The sequence below is a fragment of the Hahella sp. KA22 genome (assembly GCF_004135205.1).
Lineage (GTDB): Bacteria > Pseudomonadota > Gammaproteobacteria > Pseudomonadales > Oleiphilaceae > Hahella.
The window spans coordinates 2,052,664-2,075,195 of record NZ_CP035490.1 but is presented as its reverse complement, the minus strand read 5'-3'; the positions used below and the strand labels follow the sequence as shown (position 1 = coordinate 2,075,195).

General features: G+C 45.3%; 18 protein-coding genes. 12 read left to right on the top strand and 6 right to left on the bottom strand.

All coding sequences use genetic code 11. From position 1 onward, the window contains the following. Window positions 1-7 precede the first annotated feature (7 nt). Genes EUZ85_RS09275 through EUZ85_RS09260 form a run of 4 tightly spaced genes read left to right on the top strand, consistent with a single transcriptional unit; the run spans window position 8 to window position 5,621 of the window. On the top strand, window positions 8-1,231 hold the full coding sequence (locus tag EUZ85_RS09275) for a hypothetical protein (RefSeq protein WP_127969030.1): 1,224 nt from the start codon (window positions 8-10) through the stop codon (window positions 1,229-1,231). Window positions 1,232-1,248: 17 nt separating this feature from the next. Then, window positions 1,249-3,129: an HAD-IA family hydrolase gene (locus EUZ85_RS09270; RefSeq protein ID WP_127969029.1), complete on the top strand. Its 1,881-nt coding sequence runs from the start codon at window positions 1,249-1,251 to the stop codon at window positions 3,127-3,129. Window positions 3,130-3,144: 15 nt separating this feature from the next. Beyond that, window positions 3,145-5,220: an HAD-IA family hydrolase gene (locus EUZ85_RS09265; protein ID WP_127969028.1), complete on the top strand. Its 2,076-nt coding sequence runs from the start codon at window positions 3,145-3,147 to the stop codon at window positions 5,218-5,220. Further along, window positions 5,217-5,621 (top strand): adenylyltransferase/cytidyltransferase family protein, encoded by a 405-nt coding sequence (locus EUZ85_RS09260; protein ID WP_127969027.1) that lies wholly within the window; start codon window positions 5,217-5,219, stop codon window positions 5,619-5,621. The genes EUZ85_RS09265 and EUZ85_RS09260 overlap by 4 nt, the downstream gene beginning before the upstream one ends. Here EUZ85_RS09260 and EUZ85_RS09255 read toward each other — a convergent pair. The 4 genes from EUZ85_RS09255 to EUZ85_RS09240 all read right to left on the bottom strand — a co-directional run bounded on the left by EUZ85_RS09255 (window position 5,599) and on the right by EUZ85_RS09240 (window position 10,290). After that, on the bottom strand, window positions 5,599-6,777 hold the full coding sequence (locus EUZ85_RS09255) for a CDP-glycerol glycerophosphotransferase family protein (RefSeq protein WP_127969026.1): 1,179 nt from the start codon (window positions 6,775-6,777) through the stop codon (window positions 5,599-5,601). The two genes, EUZ85_RS09260 and EUZ85_RS09255, sit on opposite strands and share 23 nt — an antisense overlap. Beyond that, window positions 6,774-7,838, bottom strand: coding sequence for a UDP-N-acetylglucosamine 2-epimerase (locus EUZ85_RS09250; RefSeq protein ID WP_127969025.1), 1,065 nt, complete (start codon window positions 7,836-7,838; stop codon window positions 6,774-6,776). The genes EUZ85_RS09255 and EUZ85_RS09250 overlap by 4 nt, the downstream gene beginning before the upstream one ends. 32 nt (window positions 7,839-7,870) lie before the next feature. Next, complete coding sequence (locus EUZ85_RS09245) at window positions 7,871-9,667, bottom strand: hypothetical protein (RefSeq protein WP_127969024.1); 1,797 nt, start codon at window positions 9,665-9,667, stop codon at window positions 7,871-7,873. Between the two features lie 179 nt (window positions 9,668-9,846). Continuing rightward, the gene (locus EUZ85_RS09240; protein WP_127969023.1) at window positions 9,847-10,290 is read right to left on the bottom strand and encodes a pilin; all 444 of its coding nucleotides are present in this window, start codon (window positions 10,288-10,290) and stop codon (window positions 9,847-9,849) included. A gap of 320 nt (window positions 10,291-10,610) precedes the next feature. Between EUZ85_RS09240 and pilB the strand changes: the two genes are divergently transcribed. The 7 genes from pilB (at window position 10,611) to tsaA (ending at window position 17,181) form a co-directional block, all read left to right on the top strand. Continuing rightward, complete coding sequence (gene pilB / locus EUZ85_RS09235; protein ID WP_127969022.1) at window positions 10,611-12,323, top strand: type IV-A pilus assembly ATPase PilB; 1,713 nt, start codon at window positions 10,611-10,613, stop codon at window positions 12,321-12,323. Between the two features lie 3 nt (window positions 12,324-12,326). After that, on the top strand, window positions 12,327-13,547 hold the full coding sequence (locus EUZ85_RS09230) for a type II secretion system F family protein (protein ID WP_127969021.1): 1,221 nt from the start codon (window positions 12,327-12,329) through the stop codon (window positions 13,545-13,547). A 66-nt stretch (window positions 13,548-13,613) separates the two neighbouring features. After that, window positions 13,614-14,492: an A24 family peptidase gene (locus tag EUZ85_RS09225; protein ID WP_127969020.1), complete on the top strand. Its 879-nt coding sequence runs from the start codon at window positions 13,614-13,616 to the stop codon at window positions 14,490-14,492. Between the two features lie 19 nt (window positions 14,493-14,511). Further along, on the top strand, window positions 14,512-15,138 hold the full coding sequence (gene coaE / locus EUZ85_RS09220) for a dephospho-CoA kinase (RefSeq protein ID WP_127969019.1): 627 nt from the start codon (window positions 14,512-14,514) through the stop codon (window positions 15,136-15,138). Then, a complete protein-coding gene (gene yacG, locus EUZ85_RS09215; RefSeq protein ID WP_127969018.1) occupies window positions 15,128-15,364 on the top strand; it encodes a DNA gyrase inhibitor YacG in 237 nt (78 codons plus the stop codon). Before coaE ends, yacG begins: the two co-directional genes overlap by 11 nt. 221 nt (window positions 15,365-15,585) lie before the next feature. Continuing rightward, the gene (locus EUZ85_RS09210) at window positions 15,586-16,455 is read left to right on the top strand and encodes a hypothetical protein (protein ID WP_127969017.1); all 870 of its coding nucleotides are present in this window, start codon (window positions 15,586-15,588) and stop codon (window positions 16,453-16,455) included. Between the two features lie 9 nt (window positions 16,456-16,464). Continuing rightward, complete coding sequence (gene tsaA / locus EUZ85_RS09205; protein ID WP_127969016.1) at window positions 16,465-17,181, top strand: tRNA (N6-threonylcarbamoyladenosine(37)-N6)-methyltransferase TrmO; 717 nt, start codon at window positions 16,465-16,467, stop codon at window positions 17,179-17,181. Here the strand turns inward: tsaA and EUZ85_RS31120 are convergent. Then, the gene (locus EUZ85_RS31120; protein ID WP_256372771.1) at window positions 17,171-17,527 is read right to left on the bottom strand and encodes a PilZ domain-containing protein; all 357 of its coding nucleotides are present in this window, start codon (window positions 17,525-17,527) and stop codon (window positions 17,171-17,173) included. The genes tsaA and EUZ85_RS31120 overlap by 11 nt on opposite strands. 492 nt (window positions 17,528-18,019) lie before the next feature. Further along, window positions 18,020-20,296 carry a response regulator gene (locus tag EUZ85_RS09195; RefSeq protein WP_164887209.1) on the bottom strand — a complete coding sequence of 759 codons (2,277 nt, stop codon included), beginning with the start codon at window positions 20,294-20,296 and terminating at the stop codon, window positions 18,020-18,022. Between the two features lie 363 nt (window positions 20,297-20,659). Here EUZ85_RS09195 and EUZ85_RS09190 point away from each other — a divergent pair, with 363 nt between their 5' ends. Then, on the top strand, window positions 20,660-22,447 hold the full coding sequence (locus EUZ85_RS09190; RefSeq protein ID WP_127969013.1) for a sodium:proton antiporter: 1,788 nt from the start codon (window positions 20,660-20,662) through the stop codon (window positions 22,445-22,447). The last annotated feature ends 85 nt before the right edge of the window (window positions 22,448-22,532 follow it).

Here is a 22,532-nt window from a genome sequence, read left to right as displayed (position 1 = left end):
ACATACGATGATCAGAATACTATGCTTAAATACAAAAGATGATGCGGCAAGAATATACGGAAACACTCTACACTGCCCTGATTTTGAGTTTATTTTTGATATAGCACACTCATTTATTCCTGAAGACTTTTTAAACAAGCACTCTCCAGACATTTTATTATTAAGTTTAGAGTGGATCCCTTTTTACAGGCTGGTCTCCGCCGAGGCTAGAAAAAAGTCAATACCTGTTATTTATGTAATGGATGGCATAATCGAATGGACATACATTTGGAACAATCATAGCTATATTTTCGATGATGGCACATTTATGCAGCCATTAGTCGCCGATCACTTGTGCACCATAGGAAGAAATCCCTCAAGATACTTATCCTCTTTAGGCCTTGCTGATAAAATAAATGTTATAGGACTTCCCAGGCTAGACAACTATGAATTTTCCAGAAAGAGAACAAGCCAACCAACCATACTAATATGCACAGCAAACACATACTCTCATAATCTTTCACATAATTTATACGTACTTCAAGCACTAAGAGACTTAAAGAGTTTTTTTGATCGCAACAAGTCTTTTATCCCTATATGGCGAATTCCTAAAACGCTAGCGGGTCAATTAGACATAGCATCATATGTTGAAGGCGAGACATTCAAAGAGTCACTATCTCGTTCAAATGCGCTAATTTCATTTCCATCAACTTGTCTTATCGAAGGCATGCTTGCTGATATACCAACTTGCTTAATTGAGTATAGAATAGAGCCTCTACTATTTAATTCTGCTTGGCAAATACGCTCTAAAGATCATATTGAAAGCGTAATTCATGAGCTCCTTTTTCCTCCATTACAAAAATTAGCCTATCAAAGGCTATGTATCCAAGACGAACTTGAAGAAGGTAGTGCATCCGAGAAACTTATTAAGTTAATAAAAGATATTGCAAATGGAGAGCATAATCATGAAGCTCTACAGAAGCAACAAAATGGCCCTATCGATTACAAGTCGATCCACTCTCAGCTCAGTGCATTTTCAATAGACTCACAGTCACTCTTACAATACGAGCTGGAGGCCTATTCAAAGCATCTGAAAAAGTTAAAGCTAGATTTAGCTGATAGCATTAAAACAATTTACAGCAGCCCTTTCATCAGACTCTTGCTCACACTGAAGAATATACCGGGATTTAAAAAGGTAAACAGAGCCATTTTGAAGCTTGTCGGTGCAATTGGAGTTAACGTTCACAGATAGTAGCTTTGGTGCTAACAATGACAACCACTTTCCTAAATAAATATAGAAATATACTAGATAGCTACGAAATTATATCTCTTGATGTTTTTGATACTGCTATAACTAGGAGTCTTACAGAGCCTACTGACATTTTTTCCATTCTAGAGTCTTTGTACAACAACCCCGACTTCAAGAAATTCAGGGTAGATGCAGAAAAACACGCCAGAGAAACTAGAGCCTCGCATGAAGATATCACTTTAGGGGATATATATAGCACCCCGCTTTTAGACGATGAATATATTGAGAAAGAAATCGAGATTGAACTCAAATATTGCAAAGCAAATAATGAAATAAAGGAGGCATACGATTATTTAATAAATAAAAACAAAAAAGTTATCTTCACATCCGACATGTATCTACCACAAAAAATAGTTGAAAAAATATTAAATAATAACGATTACACAAACATTTATCGCCTTTACGTTTCCAGTGAGACTGGCGTTACAAAGTCAACCGGAAATGCATACAAGGAGATACTAAGCGATTTTCCTAACAAAAAGATACTTCATATTGGCGACAACTTTAATTCCGACTATAAGTCAGCAAAAAAAAATAGGATAGATAGTATTCACTATAACTTTTCAAATTATTCAGAAAGGGCCTGCCAACACCCTTACGTAAGAAGCTTATTTAATTATGGAACAACAGCGGAAAAAAGCCTAGCTTCTCTCTACCGAGATATTTACATCTCCCAAAAAAGTGGGTGGTTCATTATAGGCTATATTTATCTAGGCATTATACTAAAAGGTTTTACCTCCTGGATTGAAAAAAAGTTACATAAGATGGCCCCAGACACTGTACTCTTTTTATCTCGGGATGGCTTTCTCCCCTATGCTTGGATTGAGAAAGAGAGCCTATCCTTCAATAGCAAGTATGTTTACTGCTCTAGAAGGATGATGTCTATCGCTTTGCTAGGAAAGGAAAAAGATCAAACCGTTGTAGCTAGATCACTTGGGCTGAGAAAAAAGATTCATCCATTTATTGAAAGCCTTAATATTCCAACTCTTAAAGATGGCAAGAGCATTGATATTAAAAGTATTGAAATAGAAGGTACGAATATAGAAAATTACTATAAAAAATTTATTAGCAGAAACTCTAAAGTTGCAATTATAGATATAGGGTGGAAGGGCACATGCCAAGCAATGTTAGAGGCGATATTCAAGTCTCAAAATATAACCTTTCAAGGCTACTATTTGGGAGTATCTCCAAACCCAAGAACTGAAAATGTTGAAGGCTACTACTGCGACAAAGGATTCCCGAGGATGGAGAGTTTGTTAGTAGAGAAAGGGTGTGAAGTTGCAGAACTTCTATTCACCGCACCTCATCCTTCAGTAAAGAGTATCGATAGTAAGGGAGCTCCAGTATTCTATAACGACAATAACATTGACTACAAAAATATTGAGGAAATGCATGCCGGAGCTATGGCCTTTCTAGACGACTTAGAAGCACTCCAAGCCAAGACAGGTCTAGTAATAAACCATCAGTATCAAGGAAGAAAGGCACTAAGCTTTTTGCTAAGCAGTCCTGGCCACTCTGATGCAATGATACTAGGGACAGCCTTTCACACACGTCTAGCTGGAGAGGCGAAGCAAAAAATGCTGATCCACAATGTACATAGAGCAAACGGAGGTGCTTATGATAAAGTTATTTTTACTCTGACAGCTTATAAAAGTTTCTGGATTGAAGGAGCAATTGCTCTCTTACCTCGCAAAATAAAACCGCTGGCAAGCATTTACTTTGCACTCTTCAGAAAATATGAGTATTTACTATTCTTTATACAAAGGAAAGGAGTATTTGAGGCTGTTCGGGCTATTACTAGAAAAATAAAGTCTCTCATTCCCTATAAGAGAAAAAATTAAAACCGGTTATAGTCAATGAACGAAGATAAAGAAGTAAAAGTGTATTCTTTCGACATATTCGATACATGTATATCAAGACGCCAGCACCAACCCTATGACCTTTTCATTGAACTGTCTTATAATATGGAGAGTAACGGATCACACCTACTCCATGACCTAAACTTTCCAAAGCTACGTCACCAAGCTGAACAGTCAGCGCGCATGAATTCTAATAGACAAGATGTTCTATTAGATGACATCTATGAAGAAATGTTAAAAAAAATCAACGATAGATCTCTTTTAGATGAAATAAAGGGCAAAGAAATTGAATTGGAAATTACTTCAGCCCACCCCATAAGGCCGACTCTTGATCGTTTTCATAAACTGCGCGCTGAAGGCGCTAGAGTTATCTTTATTTCTGACATGTATCTTCCAAAGGATGTGTTGAGCGCAATTCTTCTTAAATGTGGCTACAATATACAAGGAGTTCCAATATACTCATCAGGGGAAGTTGGCCTAACAAAAAGATCTGGGGCGCTTTTTCAGCATATTCTCAAAAAGGAAAGTATAGAAGCAAATGAGCTTTGCCATATTGGCGACAATATTTTATCAGACATCAAAGTTCCAAGAAGCCAAGGAGTCAATACGGTTCATGTTGAGGAAAGCAGGCTTGCTCGAAGGTATATCAATATACTGCAGCATAAAACCTCGTGCTTAGACCTTTTAACGGACCTACTTCAGAGAAAATCCAAACTCTATAGAAAGCTCTACAAGCACCCTTTAGACAAGCTAAATATACAAAATAGACTTGCTCTTTCGACATCTCTTGGAGCATCAAGACTAGTTTCACACTCAAGCGAACTCAACGGCCCTCTTCAGATCATTTCCTCTTATATTTCTGCGCCTCTGCTCAATAGCTTTGTATCATGGTTAATCAATCAAGCACAGCAAGATGATATAAAAAGACTATATTTTGTGGCGCGCAACGCCCAAATTTTTTATAAAATTGCAAAGGGTATTTTTAAAGATAGCAATATCGAGTGTCACTACATATATGGGTCAAGAGCTGCTTGGTATCCTGCATCGTTTAGCACTTTAGATGAGGAATTCACTCAACTTATACTCAACAAGTATCCAAATCGTTCCATGCAGCAAATTTTAAGTGATCTATCAATACCAGAGGATTACTGCAGAAAGATATTAGACAAGTTAGAAAGTAAGCACCAAAAATTAATAACCACTACCAACAAGGAAAACGTCAAAAAATTACTTACATTTCTGGCAGAGTCGGAAGAATCCACCCTATTACTTAACCACTTCGCGAGTCAACGGGCGTACATAAATGAATACCTCTCAACCATGGGAGTATTTGAGCCAGGAAATATTGCTATTGTCGATATAGGCTGGCATCTCTCATCCCATAACGCACTATATAAAATAGTGAAAGATAACAAAAAGGATGCGCTTGTAGGGTACTACTTCGGAGTGGGAAAAAAGCATCCTCAGACTTTGGCTCCGTTTAAGGCATTCATAACTAACGAAGGAGCCCCCGAATATAATTGGCTATTTAAGTTAGGGCCAATGACATTATTAGAAGAAGTATTCTGCGCCGCGGACCATGGGTCAACAAAGTGCTATGAATATAAAAATTCAAGGGTAGAACCAAAACTTAAAGAAACTCATAATAGCGACTACACTATCTATATTGATAAACTACAAGAAGATGCACATCGATATTCCAAGCTATTCAGCCTAGAGCAGTTTTCTCAGCTTTACTTGATTAGAGAGGAGGCAATCGAAACATTCGAGCTGTTTTATAAGTTTCCTAAGCGTTTAGAGGCACTGTCAATTTGTGAAAGTCGTATATTTGCGTTAACCAGCCACGATGCCAGCCAAGAAAGAGTACTAGCTCACCCACTTTCTTTTCCTGAGCTTATTAAAGTTTTTTTTGCAGCATTACTGCTCAATAGACAGATCTCACCAAAATGGACATGGTTCCAGGGCTCCACGTCTATATCCAGACCTTTAGTGGCTTTTGTTGGGCGAATATTATCGCGCATTGAGTCTACATCCAGTAAAATTGAAAAGAAAAGCAAGCCCCCTTTATCATGAGCAAGAAAAATACAGAGACGGTGATAACTTTCGGTACTTTCGACGTATTTCATGTTGGCCACCTTAGACTCCTTATGAGAGCGAAGTCCATGGGCGCACAGCTAATTGTCGGAGTTTCCACCGATCAGCTTAACTATTCAAAGAAAGGCCGCTACCCAGTTTACTCTGAATCTGAAAGGTTAGAAATCATATCTGCCTTAAAGTGTGTAGACGCGGTATTTTTAGAAGAGTCCTTAGAAAAAAAGAGAAACTATATACTTGAACAAAATGCTCACATATTAGTCATGGGTGACGATTGGAAAGGAAAGTTCGATGACCTTAAAGATATTTGCAAAATCGTCTATCTTGATAGAACACCTGCGATATCAACAACTGAAGTTATAGAGAAAATCCGTTTATAATAGCCTCTATACGCCGAAGGCCTCTGACGCTCGCTTCACCGTCTGCTAAATCGGCATATAAATCAGCTTTTACATTCTCGCAGCCCACACCATATAAGTCCCAATACGAACCTGGATTATCAATATACATATCCAAGGCATGTAGCATCTCACCTTGATCTCCTACAATTTCCCCAAATCTATACTCAGGACCAAAAGAAAATCCATTCTTAAATGGAGGGGGAACATCTAAAAATATAGTTGGTCTATCGAGCAACAGAAAATCGAAAGCTATAGAAGACCAATCGCAGACCATTATATCCGACACAAGTAGTATTTCTTCCGTGTTAGGAAAGTCCGCATGCGGCAAGAAGTATATATTTCTGTAGTTACTCGAAGTTAGTATTTCGCCAGAGTTTAAATGGGTACGAAATGCGACGATGCACCCCTGACTAGCACAGAGATCCTCTAACTTTTTAAAATAGCTCTCACTACTTTCGCCAAATGGGATAACACTTCGCCCCTCATGGTCCTGCCGCCAAGTTGGCGCAAACAAGATTACTTTTTTATGATCAGGGAGACGCAATCTAACTTTTAGTTTATTAATATCCAGGCTTTTCTTTATTAAAATATCCGTTCTAGCGTAACCAGTAACTTTTACATGCTCCTCTTCAAACCCGAATCTACTTGTATACATTTCCTTTACTTTTTCAGAAGTCACCCACACTTCGTCGTACTCTCTCTGCACCGAGAAATCGTCCGGAATAAATCCCTTGAACGGAATACCATGCCACACATCTACAAATTTTATGGATGTCAACTTTAATAATAGACTCATCGCATGCAAGCCATGGTCTGACACTACACAAACTGTACTTGCTAGAATAGACGCAGACGAAAGTTTAGTAAGCAATATAGACCTTACCCCATTCTCTATTAACCCCTCATGGTACTTTTCGTCCATCGTAAGAAAGATAAGTTCGGCCCCATTCAGCTTGTTAGCTTCGTTAGCCCAGTATAAAGCCCCTAAATTCCCGTTAAGCTTGTGTCCATAAAGAGCAACATATTTATTCCGTTTACCTACATTAATCCAGCGAATAAGAAGAGAAGCTACTACCACAATTGCTGATAGTATCAGTGCTTTCCAGTGAGAAGGATTAGATTTATCAATCTTCATATCGACATCAAATGATCAACAATTATTTCTGATGGACTTCTTTCATAGTCAACATGAAAATTTATATCAGGAGACGAACTAGCGTGCTTTCGCACAAACTCGGCTATAACAGCTTCCTTATATTTTGACAAAACCACATTTGTTCCCAGGCCTTCCTGCCTTTCTGTGTACTCCCGCATTAACAGACAAGGTAACCCGATGTACGACGCCTCCTCCTGATTGCTCCCCCCATCTGTAACAAGAAAGTTAGCGCCGCAAAGCAGCGATACAAACTTTAGATAGTCCATCCTTGGACACAGTTCAACTTCTGACAAAAGTTGGAGCTTAGCCCGCCAGCCAGAAGAGTCGAGCTTTGATCTTGTTACCGGATGAAGTACGAATTTAACTCGTATTTGCTTCGAAATAGATACAACTTGCTCCATAATAAAGTTAAATCTTTTATCGTTACTGACATTTTCTGTTCTATGCAGCGAAATTACAGCATATTTTTCTAAGAGACGCCCCCCTTCTTGATTGTATACAAGTTTAAGGGAGTCAACTAGTGTGTTCTGAGCCGTGTCAATAATAACTCCTTTACTTCTTATATTTTCCACAGCCCATTTACCAGGGCAATAGTGAAATTGGGAGAGTTTTGAAACACAAACACGAATTATTTCTTCAGGGAACGGGTGCATATAATTAAAGGATCTTAGTCCTGCTTCTACATGCGCCACTGAAATATTATACTTCCAGCCAATATAAGCTCCCAATAAGGTTGACATAGTATCGCCGTGGACGAGTATGGCTTTAATATTTATGTCACGAAAGTATGATCGTGATGAGGCGGCTTTAGTCGCACAGCATAACCATTTAAAAAGCTTCGGTGCCGAGTCCGCTTCACCTAATGTATACAAACTGTCTTCTGGGGCTCGAATGCCAAACGAAGAAACGAGGTCTTCCATAGTTTCTGAGTGCTGACCTGTTAATATAAATTTAAACGGTTGCGCTCTCTTTTCTAGCTCCCTAATAACCGGCGCCATTTTTACCAGCTGAGCTTTAGTGCCAACAATAACTATAAACACCTAACAACCTCTCATCTTTTGGGTTCAAAGGGTCAGTTAAGGTCTTCCTGTATCTTAGCCTTAAGTCCATCAATCTCCATCTGATAATCAAAGTCACTTCCCCAAAGTTCTTTAAGGGTATACATTTTTTCATATTTAATAAGCAGCTCAAGCGCTTCGGACCGAAAGCCTCCCGAAGCTAACATAGCAACTGATAGCAAGCCGGTGTTTATAGAGCGGAGCTTTAGTACAGCTCGATCAAACCTGTTAACTGAATTAGCTACATCTCCTCTGCTTAGAAAATACTGCCCAGCGAGAACATCCAGTCTACTATATGTTTTTGAACCCTTAATAGCGTTTGCACTCTGATACGCATCTATTAAGCCTACAACATCTAGACCTTTACACTGTTCATAGTCGCTAATACTAACAATAGTCTCAAAATATCGAAGCAACGTCCCACTTTCTTTAGCATCTTCTAAGGACGTTATGGCATTAGTAAGATCCACATCAGAAATTTTCTTTGATAAACTGCAGTCAAGTATTATTTTCCAAAGCCATGCTTCGCCGGATTGGGGGTGGTACAGAAGAGCGTTTGACAAGTATTTGTAAGTCTTTGACAAATCCCCTTCCTCGTAGCTAGCACGAGAAGCTTCAAGCTGGCTTCTTAAAGAAGATACATCATGCAAAGCCCATGATTTAACTAAAGTTGAATATGTCCCCCACATATCAACTCTGATAAACAGAAGTAGACTTTCAATAGAAATACACAAGCCAAATAGAGCTGCAAGAACCGTTTTCTTTCTTATTCGGGTAAACAGTTCGAGCAAGCAGACCGAAAGCATAGCTCCTGGCAAATAGTTCCTATGCTCAAAGTATAGTTCCAAGGGTATGACTGTGGATTCAATAAGGTGCCCTGAAAAATATCCTAGCACTCCTATTGCCAGGAAAGGCAGTCTTTTACGCAGAACATAAACCAGCAAACATATCCCTAAAATGGCCAACCACCCAAATAACCCACCAAGGGGAGAAAATGCACCTTTAGAGGCAGATATCTCAACGAATAGTCCAGATGAGTACGCTTTAGGTATTAACAAATCATATATATACATCCATAACACTCTACCCTCAGTCCAGAAGCGCTCACCGACCGTAAAGTCACGCCGTGAACTTTCCAAAGACCAAGCTGGAACGCCGCGGTAGAGTAGATACCCAATGACAAAAAAACAACCCAGAGTCAACAAGCACCTAACAAGCATCCATGAGCGCCGACTATTCCTATTCGCTGCCTGCAAAACAACATCAACACTCAAGAACAGGAAAGGCAATACTGCAGCACTCTCTTTAGAGAATACCGCCAAAATTGACAAGATAACGCACAAAAAAGCATAGCAGAGAGCCTTCAGACTAAACCCATCTTTTGAATCCACGCATCGGAGCTTAAGAAATGTAATTAGCGCCGCCAAACTAAACGTTGTCGCTAATGTCGCCATCCGCTGAATAACGTATAGAACAGAGGAAACCCAAAGAGGGTGGAGCAGCCAAACAGCAGCGCATACAAGCGCCAGTACTGCCGCCGAGCATGTCTTATCGACAGTAACTAACGAGAGGAGTAAATAGGCAAACCATGCTAATAAACAACAATTAAGAAGGTGTATAAGGACATTTGTCTTCTTGAACGAGAACGGATCTGCAGGCCAGCTCTGAGCGTCAATTAAGAAACTAGCCATTGATACCGGGCGCTTAGTTGGCCCAGCAAAACCGCTATTAAGGTAAACTTTAAGCTTATTTAGTGAGTCGATCGTCCCTTGGTTTCCCAACACACTTAGATTTGGGACGTCATCGAACATAAACTCCCCTTGCATACCAGGAGCATAAAGCTTATACCCCCCCACAAGGAGAAACGTCAGAGTGAGCAAAAAAAGAAGGCTAGTGAGAGTGCTTTTCAAGGCAGATTTCCAAATCCCAAAAACAAAAAGGCCAAGGGTTTAACCTTGGCCTTTTATTGCGCTAGGCTGCTACTATATTATTAGCTGCAGCTCTTAGGCAGATACTTAACGTCGATTTTGGTAGCGGCAGCGCCTGCTTTACAAGCCCACTTGATTGAGCCAACGCCAGTAACAGGGCTGATGTTATAAGTTTTGCCTTGGATAGCTTGAGCTACGCCGGTGCTCTTCATCGTAATAGTCACCAAACCATCAGTAACGTTCACTTTTTCGACATATTTGCCGCTGATGTCTGACTCAGCTGCAATACCGGAGCTACCACTGTCTGCAGTAGCCAGAGAACCTTCCTGAGTCCAAATCTCAGTAATAGTAGTTTTCAAACCGCCAGACAGCGACAACCCTTCTGATATCTGAGCGCGAGCAGTGTAATCCTGATAAGCAGGAATCGCTACAGCGGCCAAAATACCAATGATCGCAACAACGATCATTAATTCAATAAGGGTAAAACCTTTTTGCATGCTCTTCATTTATCTCTCTCCTACCACGTCTTTCGACACTATTGAATTTCGGTTTCGCGCCCGAAGCCGCCACCTTGATTTAGATGGATGCACACCCCGTGCCACATTTAACTCTTACTTCGATAAAGTATGTTATTCAGTGCCTTACCAATCCAGCCCTTAGCCATTGTAGGCCAAAGGACCTATGCGCACTTATGACAAAATGCGACCACACATGACAATAATTGTCACCTTACAATAAAAACCACTATAACGCCTTTCCAAGTTCCTTGATTGATTCTAAACTTCTGAAAGGCAATTGTTTTTAGTCACAACGCATATCATTTGTAATGAATACACAGATTTCCCCGCCATTAACAGGGTTAGCGCGTCGCTTCGTTCAGGATGGGCTGCTAGAAGAGAGCGTAGCACGTGAGGCGCAAGCCAACGCGCAAAAGTCCAAGGACCCTTTTGTTAGCTATATCGTCAAGCAAGGTCTAGCCAACGCCACACAACTCGCTTATGCGGCTTCCGCTGAGTTTGGGGTCCCTCTTATGGATCTCTCTGGCCTCTCTATCGAACAGATACCTGACAAAATCGTTGACGAAAAGCTCATTCGCAAACACCACGCACTTCCTATATTCAAAAGAGGAAATCGACTCTTTCTGGCGGTCGCAGATCCCACTAACTTGCAAGCGCTTGACGAGATCAAGTTTCATACCGGTCTTGGTACCGACGCCATTCTAGTGGAAGAGGATAAGCTTTCTGCGTTAATTGAAAAATACTTGGACTCACATGAGCAACCTTTGGGAGACCTTGGAGATACCGAACTTGATGATATTGATATTGACGCTGGAGATGAACCAGACAGAGCTGACGACTCTGGGCCAGAGCAAGACGATGCGCCAATAGTTAAGTACATCAATAAGATGCTCCTTGATGCGATCAAAGGCGGGGCTTCAGACATACACTTTGAGCCTTACGAAAAGTCATATCGTGTAAGGTTTAGGACAGACGGCATATTGAACGAAGTATCTAAGCCTTCTATAAAGCTAGCCGCAAAGTTAGCAGCCCGCTTAAAAGTTATGTCTCAGCTCGATATATCTGAACGTAGGGTGCCTCAAGACGGCAGAATAAAAATGAAGCTTTCGAAAACAAAGGCTATCGATTTTCGTGTCAACACTCTTCCTACCCTATGGGGAGAAAAAATCGTTTTAAGGATTCTTGACCCAAGTAGCGCAAAACTGGGAATAGACGCATTAGGGTACGAAGAAGACCAGAAAAAGATGTATTTGGATGCTCTCGCGCAGCCGCAAGGTATGATTCTAGTAACAGGACCTACCGGAAGTGGAAAAACAGTCTCTTTATATACAGGTCTAAATATACTCAATACAACAGAGCGAAATATTTCCACAGCAGAAGACCCAGTTGAGATAAACCTGGAAGGAGTAAACCAAGTAAATGTCAACACAAGAGTAGGCTTGGACTTTTCATCCGCTCTAAGAGCTTTCTTACGCCAAGACCCAGATGTAGTTATGGTTGGGGAGATTCGGGATTTGGATACTGCCTCCATAGCAATCAAAGCCGCCCAGACTGGACACTTAGTCCTATCAACTCTCCATACCAATAGTGCAGCGGAAACTCTAACTCGTTTAAGAAATATGGGAGTGCCAGCGTTTAACATAGCTACTTCTGTAAGCCTCATAATTGCTCAACGATTAGCCAGAAGGTTATGCTCCGAATGCAAGGAGACCATTACTGTTCCAAATGATGTGCTAAAAGAGGAAGGCTTCACAGACAAACAAATTGAAACAGGCTTTAAATTGTATAGGCCCAAAGGCTGTGATAAATGCAAGGATGGGTATAAGGGACGTGTTGGTATCTACGAGGTGGTAAGGATCACCCCTGCTATGCAAGAACTTATTATGAACGAAGCCAGTTCGCTAGAGTTGGCGAAGCAAGCGCAAAAAGAAGGCTTCCGTAACCTCCGACAGTCTGCGCTCAGAAAGGTAATAGAAGGCGTAACCAGTCTAGAAGAAGCAAATCGCGTAACGAAGGATTAACGTATGGCTCAAGCAGCAAATAAAAGCTCCACCTTCGTTTGGGAGGGCACAGATCGAAAGGGGAATAAAACAAAGGGTGAGACTAGCGGAGCCAATGTGGCTCTGGTTAAGGCTCAGCTTAGGAAACAGGGAATAAACCCAACCAAGGTCAAAAAGAAAGCAGAAAGCATATTAGGAAAACGAACAAAGACGATTACTCCCTTCGATATTGCCATCTTCACCCGACAGATGGCGACAATGATGAAAGCCGGTGTGCCACTCGTACAGTCTTTCGACATTGTAGCGGATGGTTTAGAGCACCCGTCACTGAGAGAGCTAGTTTTAGACATAAAAAATGAAGTCGCGGCGGGGAATAGTTTTGCAGGTGCGCTGGCAAAGCATCCAAGACACTTTGATGACCTATTTTGCAACCTCATTGACTCAGGAGAAAAATCCGGGGCCCTTGAGACTATGCTGGACCGAGTTGCAAGCTATCTGGAAAAAACAGAAACTCTTAAGAAAAAAGTTAAAAAGGCCCTTACTTATCCTATTGCTGTAATAGTTGTGGCTATTGTTGTTACCGGTATACTTCTCGTAAAGGTTGTACCCCAGTTCCAAGAGTTATTCCAAGGTTTTGGGGCAGACTTACCAGCATTTACTCAAGTGGTCATCAATCTTTCGGTCATAATGCAGGAGTATTGGTTTGTATTCCTCATAAGTATTGTCGGATCAATTTTTGCCTTTAAAGAAGCAAAAAGACGATCAGAAAAAGTATCAAATGCTGTAGATAAATATATTCTCAAGCTGCCTATTGTTGGGGATATCCTCTATAAGTCTACTGTTGCAAGATTTGCCAGGGTCTTATCTACAACTTTCGCAGCCGGTGTACCTCTGGTTGACGCGCTAGACTCAGTAGCAGGGGCCACGGGTAATGCTGTATTCAAGCAGGCCGTCCATAAAATCCGTGATGATGTGTCCTCGGGAACTCAACTACAGTACAGCATGAAATCTACAGGGGTTTTCCCCGTAATGGCTATTCAGCTAACTTCGATTGGCGAAGAGTCAGGCGCACTCGATGATATGCTTGAGAAAGTTGCAGATCATTATGAAGCGGAAGTTGATGACGCAGTCGACAACCTTACAGCCTTAATGGAACCAATGATCATGGCCGTCCTCGGCGTGCTTGTTGGTGGGTTGATCGTCGCAATGTACCTTCCTATATTCCAATTGGGCTCCGTGGTCTAATCAAATACCTATCCCCAAAAGACCTCGCGCTCGCGAGGTCTTTTTTTAACAGTACTCATATAACCGATGTTAGAAATTTTTAGTCAGTTCAATCATAACCCTGCGCTGCTTTATACCACGGTCATTGTTTTCGGCTTGGTTGTCGGCAGCTTTTTGAATGTCGTGATTCTGCGAAAGCCGAAAATGCTCGAGCAGGAGTGGCGGGCTCAGTGCGCTGAAATTCCAGGCTGCGACTGCCCTAAAACAGATGAACCCCTGATCACGCTTTCCAAACCCGATTCAACCTGCCCTAAGTGCGGACATAAAATCAGGGCCTGGGAAAATATTCCGGTAATCAGTTATTTGTTTCTTGGCGGCAAGTGCTCCTCGTGCAAAACGGGTATTTCTATTCGCTATCCGCTAGTGGAAATCGCCACCGCTTTATTAGCGGTCATTGTCGTCTGCTATTTCAAGATGAGTTGGGCGGGACTGGCGGCCATCGGCTTAAGCTGGACATTGCTTACTTTGTCATTGATTGACTTCGACACCCAGCTACTGCCTGATGACCTGACGCTGCCTCTGCTTTGGGCGGGATTGTTAATCAATATCCAAGGTATTTTCGCCCCTCTATCAGAAGCTGTGATTGGCGCAGCCATTGGCTATTTGGCTTTGTGGTCGGTTTACCACTTATTCCGCCTTTTGACCGGCAAGGAAGGTATGGGTTACGGCGACTTCAAGCTGCTTGCCGCTCTTGGGGCCTGGCTGGGCTGGAAAATGCTCCCGCTCATTATTCTGCTTTCATCACTGGTTGGAGCCGTTATTGGCCTGGCGATGATTATTACCTTGGGTAGAGATAAAAATATCCCGATCCCATTCGGCCCCTATCTGGCAATCGCCGGCTGGATAGCCGTGATCTGGGGAAATGATATCGTGTCCGCCTATTTGGGGATGTACCCTGCGCCTTAGCCGCAGTATCTTTCCCTACATGAACCAGACTACTCAATCTAACCCATTAATTATCGGACTTACCGGCGGCATCGCCAGCGGAAAGTCCGCAGCAGCGGCTAAGTTTGTCGAATTAGGCGTTCCCTGTATCGACGCCGATCAGGTAGCCCGCGATGTAGTCGAGCCCGGCGAGCCTGCTCTGCAACATATTGCAGAGCATTTCGGCTCCGCCCTGATCACGCCGAATGGTGCTCTGGATCGCTCAGCGCTTCGCAAGCTGGTGTTCCATGATCCTGAACAGAAGAAGTGGCTTGAGAAGCTGCTACATCCGCTCATCAATCAGCGCATCCGCGATTGGTTAAATACATGCGCGAAACCTTATTGCATCCTGGCATCGCCTTTATTGCTGGAGACCCGACAACGCGAGCTGGTGGATCGCATACTGGTCATAGATGTTCCTGAGCCAGTACAAGTCGCCAGAGCGATGGCGCGAGATCAAAATAGCGAGGATTTGGTCCGCCGGATTATTGCGACTCAAAGCGGCAGAGAGTATAAACGCCAACATGCGGATGATATCATCCTGAACGATAAGGACTTGGCCCATCTCAATCAGGAGATCGCCAGGTTGCACGAATACTATTTAGAACTGGCGCAGCATGATCGATAAATCTTCTACCTCTTCAGCCACACGCACTTCCCTGAAAGTGGATTGCCCAACCTGTGGAAACAAAGTCACGTGGATTCAGGAAAATGAATTTCGTCCATTCTGCAGCAAGCGCTGTCAAATGATCGACCTGGGCGCCTGGGCGTCCGAAGAGTATCGAATCCCTGAAGCTGAGGAGAAAGACAAGTGGTCTGAAGCCGACGACGATCGGCCCAAGGACGCTCATTGATATCCAACCTCTGCGACCTTTCCTATTCACATAACAGGATGTATTAGCCGGTGACGTTCGCGTACAAATACCTTTGTGCGGCCCTTGCCGCCGTCTCATTTCAACTCATATCCCCTTCCCTTTCTTACGCCAAAGAAACAGAAGAAGCAATTGAAACTAAGACCGCAGTCCCTGCCGAGGAGAGCGCCCCAACGACGGGGGAAGATGCAGAACAAGAGACCATGACCGAGCGCTCGTTCAGTTGGATCGTCGATCAGCGCAACGCCTGGTCAAATAGAATCGGCTCTCTTGGACGCAATATAGACGGTTTTTTTGGCGGCAAAGAAGCTGAACTAAGCGCCAACGGCAGCTTCATGAAGGTAGGCTTGTTCGGCGTTTGGCGAAAAGAAGAAGGCATTGATCCTGAACCACGCTTCAAATTTCGTTTGGACCTTCCTTATACTCAGGACCGGTTCAAACTGGTGATCGAGAACGACCCGGATGAAACCAAAACCTTGGCGGAAAAAAACCGGAATAGGGTGTTAAAGGAAAATGAAACCACCAACACCACCAGTACTGGCTTCTTTCGCTTAATTGCCGCCCTGAAAGAGTGGAAGCTCAAGGGCGACCTGGGCATCAAGCTGGAAATTCCACTGGACCCTTTCGCCAGGGCTAAAGCGGAGAAAGAATGGGCGCTCTCTGACACCTGGGCCTTCCGGGTAGACGAATCGATTTATTATTACCATTCCGACGGCTGGGGTCACACCAGCGCCTTCTACTTTGAAAACGCCATTTCAGACCATTGGTTCTTCCGTTCCAAGTCAGAAGCGCAGTGGGTTGACAATCGGGATGGCTGGGAGTTTGCGGAAGTTCTTTCCCTCTCTCAAAAGATTGATGAAAAACGAGCGATGAATCACCAGTTGGGATGGCTGGGTGAAAGCCGCCCCAACCCACGCACCAGCGCCTATTTTATAAACACCACCTACCGTCAGCGGCTTTATAGTGACTGGCTATTCCTTGAGAGCACGCCGGAACTGCTGTTTCCCAGAGACGATAACTTCAAGCCAAACCCATCGCTGACACTGGGTATTGAGATGATCTTCTCCGAGTAAATCATAGCGATGGAAGATCTAGTCTACCGCCCCATAGGCCATATCCGCTCCTGCTTCCCAGAAAAGTTTGGAGCGCCGCGCCAACCCGGGTTGATCAAACACGCCATTACGGAAATCGTGCTCACACAGGAATTTTCTTCCGTAGAGGCAGTGTCGGGGCTGACGGCATTCAGCCATATTTGGGTTCTTTTTCATTTTCATAAAACCGCCGCTGCAGGCTGGAAGCCGAAAGTGCGTCCTCCAAGGCTCGGCGGCAACAAGTCTGTCGGCGTATTCGCCTCCCGCTCGCCATTTCGCCCCAACCCTATTGGACTCTCCGCCGTGCGTCTGCTCTCCGTTCAGGAGAGAGGGGGGCTACAAGTGCTCAGCGTGGAAGGGGGCGACTTCGTAGACGGAGCCCCTGTGCTGGACATTAAACCTTATATTCCCTACGTGGACGCAATAGAGGCGGAAGGCGGCTATGCGGTTGAGAAGCCGGAGCCTTGCCTGGAAGTACGCTTTACAGAGGAAGCAAAACAAAGCTTGCGTCAGTTAAGCCCTCAATATCCCAAGCTTCGAGAGCTGATCATTGAGACCATTGGACTGGACCCGCGGCCCAGCTATAAAAAAAGCCAAGCCGACGCAAAAGTCTATGGCTTGGCTTTATACGACCTGAATATTTCCTGGCGTGTCTATGACGATTACGCACTTATCAGCGCTGTCGCGCCCCTGGCAGTTAATGAGTAGTCACTTCCGGCCCTGATTCAAACTCGGGGAAATCCGGCGCATGCTTTTCAATCCACTCTCGCGCCGCCTCTTCCCCTGACATACGACGACCTTCCGTCGCCAGCACTTCCCGTTTGTAATGTTCAATGTGGCACACCTGCTCCACCATCCGAGCGGCGAATGCGTCTTTTTCGCTCATGAAACGCAGCCCGATTTCAAAACCGTTATCCACTTCATTGCACCAGATAACCTGAGCAGGCGTTCTAAAGGTTGGGCGTACAAAAGCGATAACCACCATCACCTTCTCTCCCACCTCATAGGAAATTGGCGACATACAGCAAACTCCGCCACAACTTATGTTCTGCATACAGTGTGAAGACGCGGCGGGACAACAACCGACGCCCACGGTGGCGGGGCTCTTATGGATTATGGTGTCATGACTGACACCGGATTGAGGGTATGAATCTTCTTTTGAAGGACGTTTCTTTTCAAGCAGAATAGGGATATCTGTAGGATGACGTATAAACTGACGCATCGCTGTATCTCCAGTCACAAACATGTTCATAAGCACATCGCCTATTCAATGTCAGCGTTAAATTGACCTTCTTACAGCTCATCCGTTGGCGTTCGTGTTCAGTGTAAAACTCTGCGCTTCTCCTTTGCCATACTGCTCCCACTTCTTGACGCTTGAAGCTGAAGGCCCATAGAACACAGCTTCTGACGCACGACAACAATCCTTAACTTAAGATTTAGGGGAAAAAGCAGTCTTTTTCAACCAGACTCACTCACTTACAGGGATTTTTTTGATTAATTTTTCAAAATTTAACAGCATCAGCCGACAATCTGTCACCAAAAACTATCAAGCCTGTTCCAGCACTTTCTCTTCAAAGTGACGAACTATGGCGCTGAGTTCCTCGAAACGGATGGGCTTGGTCAGAAAGTCGTCCATCCCGCACTGCATACATTTCTCTTTCTCGCCGGGGAAGGCATTCGCAGTAAGCGCCACAATAGGAATATGGGAAAAGCTTTGACCGCTATCACGGATACGCCTGGTCGTCTCATAGCCATCCATAACCGGCATCCAGCAGTCCATAAATATCAGATCGAAGTGAGTTGAGCCCAACTGTTGGATGGCGATTTCGCCGTTTTCGGCAAAGTCCACTCGGCAACCGCACTTCTCCAACATCTTGCGCGCAAGGTTGCGATTGACGGTATTGTCCTCAACCAGCAGAACACGCAACCCAGAGCGCCTTGAATCCCTGCGATCCTCAAAGGTCATCAGACTGGGAGAAAGGATAATCGAGGTTTCATTCGGCTCCTCCACCAAAACCGAGTACAAAGCGTCGCGTAAGTGCGACTCTCTGTCCAGCTTACTGAGATAGCCGGATACTCCCGCGCCTTTCAATTCAGACACATGCTCTCTTTGCGGGTGTGAGGACAGCGCCAAAATCGGCGCGTTTTTCTGCAAGTCCAAGGATTTGATGGACTTAATCAGATCAATAAAATCATCACCCGGCAGCGACTCGTCCAGAATCATCGCGTTGTACGGAGCTTTGGAGTCCACTGCCTGGTTTACCAGCGCCCTGACCTCTTCGGAGGTTTTAGCAATATCACAATGCAGCAGGGACTCTTCGGAGAAAATATCCAGAGTGGCCTTGAGACTCAGCTCATTGGCGTCCGCCACAAGGATGCGACTTTCTCTGAAAATATTCTCTTCATTGAGAATTTGCGGACTGTAACTTTGCACACGCTGACAGGACAGTTGCGCCCAATAGGTCGTGCCTTTACCTTCCTCACTTTCGATACCGAAAGAGCCGCCCATTAACTCGACGAACTGTTTACACAACGCCAGCCTTAACCCTGTGCCGACTTCGTTGAGCCCCTGCGAAACAGGCGCTTCAAAGGTGTTGGACAGCAAGGTATCAATTTCATTGGGGCTGATTCCCGGACTGCTGTCTTCTACAGTAAAGCGTATACGCACCCGATCTTCGTCAAACGCCACCGGATGCACATGCAGCACCACCTGGCCTTTTACCGTGACCGTAATCGCAACGGAGAGCAGGCTTTCCAGCACGCGCAACAGAATATTGCGATCCGTCAGCACCCGCGTCGGCAGGCCTGCATCCACAAAGGTTTCAACGTTCAGGCCTTTGGCTTCCGACACCGCCGAAACACGCGCCACCGCCGCCTGCAGCAATGCTCGCAATTCGGTAGGCGCCAAATCCACTTGCGTCGTGCCGGCTTCCAGTTTGGAAAGGTCCAGCATATCGTTAAACAGGGTCAACAAAGACTCTGAACTCTGTTGCACCGCCAGCAAATATTCACGTTGCTCCTGAGAAACGGGGGCATCCAGCAGTAGGCCGGTATAGCCAAGAATGTTGTTCATCGGTGTGCGCAGCTCGTGGCTGATATTGGCGATAAACACGCTCTTGCTTTGATTCGCCTTTACCGCCTGGGAGCGCTCGACTTGAGAGCGTTGCTCGGACTGCCGCAAAATGCGCGTCTGCTCCAGCATGCGAATACGCAGATTATTAATAGCGGTGACCACCTGACTCAGCTCGTCAGATGAGGACGGCGGCTTGCGGTCCAGGGTTAATGTCGCCGTCGGGTTATCAATCTCCAACCTGCGGCAATACTGCGACATCTTTTCCAGATGCCGACTGACCAGCAGCCAGAAGATCAGCAAAAAGAAAATAGCGACGACAAAGGTTTTGACGCTCTGGGTAATCAGAATAATAAGCAACCGATCCCAGATTTTGTGCTGGATCGGCTCCAGTGTGGCGATGAGCGTCAGGTCGCCGAGCCAGTAATTGTCCATGCCCGGCTGATAGATGGGATACACCTTACTGAAGGAAGGCTCGCCGGATGGCGGCGTGCCTGCGGTAAACACATCCTGGTAGTTGGTGACCAGAGAGACATTGTAAATTTCCGGCAGGCGTAGCAGTCCCCGCAATAACACATCCAGGTTATCGTGATTGATGCTCCAAAGGCTATTCGCCAGTCCCGGTTCGAACGTGCTGGCGACATCGTCCAGCCTGGTGTTGAGCGCCGCCACCTCCGCACGGTAATCCAGCCACAACTGTACGCCGGTGGAGACCAGGGCGACGGCTGTGCTGAACAGCAGGACGCTCGCCACGACCTTCGATCCTAAAGGATACTTTCGCAGCCGTTTACTAAATTTACCCCACAAACCCCTAAACTCCCTGTTTGCCTACTACCGTTGAGAGCGCTATCGATATTGTAGCAAAACCTTACTTTGACACTTTTGACGTCCAGTCGCCTATACGCCACCCGCCCCTGGGACAGCGACAACTCTATATATGTTCCCGTCAATAATCCATCCCGCCTACGTATTCAACAGCGGCCAAAAGCGCAGAGCGACGCGTTGTTCAAACCACAACCGCATCGGCTTTAAGCTGGCCACACCAGGGATCAACTGCTATCTTTAGCGGAAAAACTGACTGCTAAACCTCAACTCTTCCGGTTCGGAGCTCCCCTTTTGAACGAACATGTCGTCGTAGCCCTCGCCGCCATCCTGTTTTTCGGCGTCGCATCTCAGTATATAGCCTGGAAACTGAAACTGCCTTCAATACTGTTGTTATTGCTGAGCGGTATAGTTCTGGGCCCAACGACCGGCGTACTGAACCCTGACGAAATTTTCGGCGACTTCCTGTTTCCAGCTATTTCCTTTGCTGTCGCCATCATCCTGTTCGAAGGCGGCCTCAGTCTTAAACTGGCGGAGCTCAAAACCAGCTCAACCGCTGTCCGCAGCCTTGTCAGCGTGGGGATACTGATTACCTGGTTTCTCGCATTTTTCCTGTCCTGGCTTACTCTCGACGTTCCCTGGATTCTCGCTCTGCTGATCGGCGCGATTCTTACCGTCACCGGCCCCACCGTGGTGCTGCCTTTGTTGATGCTGATTCGCCCCAAAGGTCAGGTTAACTCTATCCTGAAATGGGAAGGCATTCTCAACGACCCCATTGGCGCACTTCTGACCGTATTGGTCTATGAGGCCGTCGTGTCCACCAGCGTGGGCAAAGCGACGACCCTGTTTTTATCCGGCTTTTTGTTGACCGTCGTAGTAGGCGGCTTGATGGGCTTGATTGCCGGCATGCTGGTGGCGACAGCGCTACGTCATCACTGGATACCGGAGTTTCTGGGCAACACTTTCACCCTCGCGATGGTCATGTGTCTGTTTACCGCCTCCAACCTGATACAGCATGAAAGCGGTCTATTCAGCGTCACTATTATGGGGATCTATTTAGGCAACCAGCGCCTGGTGTCGATACGCAACTTGGTGGGCTTTAAAGAGGACCTCCGCGTACTGCTGCTTTCCTCTATGTTTATCGTTCTCGCCGCCCGTCTGGATGTGAAAGACCTGGAGCACATCCATGCTGGTAGTTTCGCTTTCTTGCTGCTGCTGGTGTTTCTGGTGCGTCCGGCGGCGGTTTGGGCTTCAACCGTAAAAAGCAATCTGAGCTGGAAGGAAAAGGTCTTCTTATCTTCCATGGCGCCTCGAGGCATCGTCGCCGCGGCGGTGGCCTCTCTATTCGCCGTACGCCTGCAAGGCATCGGTTATGAAGAGGCGGAAGCATTACCCCCCACCATGTTTCTGATCATCATGGGGACGATTCTTATCTACGGGCTGGGCGCCAGACCGCTGGCGAAAAAGCTGGCGCTGTCCGACGATAACCCGCAAGGCTGTATTATTCTTGGCTCCAACGCCTTCACCAATGCGCTCGCCAAAGCGTTGAAGAATGAAAATGTGAGCGTGCTGATCGTCGACGCCCGCTGGAGCAACATTAAAGAAGCCCGTATGGAAGGCACGCCGACACTGCTGGGCAACGTCCTGTCCGAGCAGTTACTGGAGCGCGTCAACTACACCGGAATGGGACGCTTTCTGGCGTTAACGCCTAACCTGGAGTTGAACTCTCTCGCCTGCATACGCTTTTCCGACATATTCGGCGTCAAAGAGGTCTATCAGCTCGGCGAGCCTGAAGATAAGGACAAGCCCGCTCAGTGGATTCCCGAAGACTTGTCCGGGGTTGCTCTGTTCTCCACTCAGGCCACGTTCAATCACATCATGAAGCGGCTGAATCACGGCGCCGTCATCAAGCGCACACCTCTTACCAAAGACTTCACCTACGAGCAATTTAAAGAAAAGAACCAGGATCAGGACCCATTACCACTGTGTCTGGTAAGTGAAAACGGGGGGCTGAATTTCTTCACTGTGAAGAAAAACCTGCAACCCAAGCCAGGACAAGTGCTGATCAGCCTCGTTGGCTAGCGTCTGCTGCTAAACTTTCTAAAGCGCTCTTTTTAGCTCAAGATCATGCAGATACTGACGCTTAAAGAGCCTGTTTACACAACTT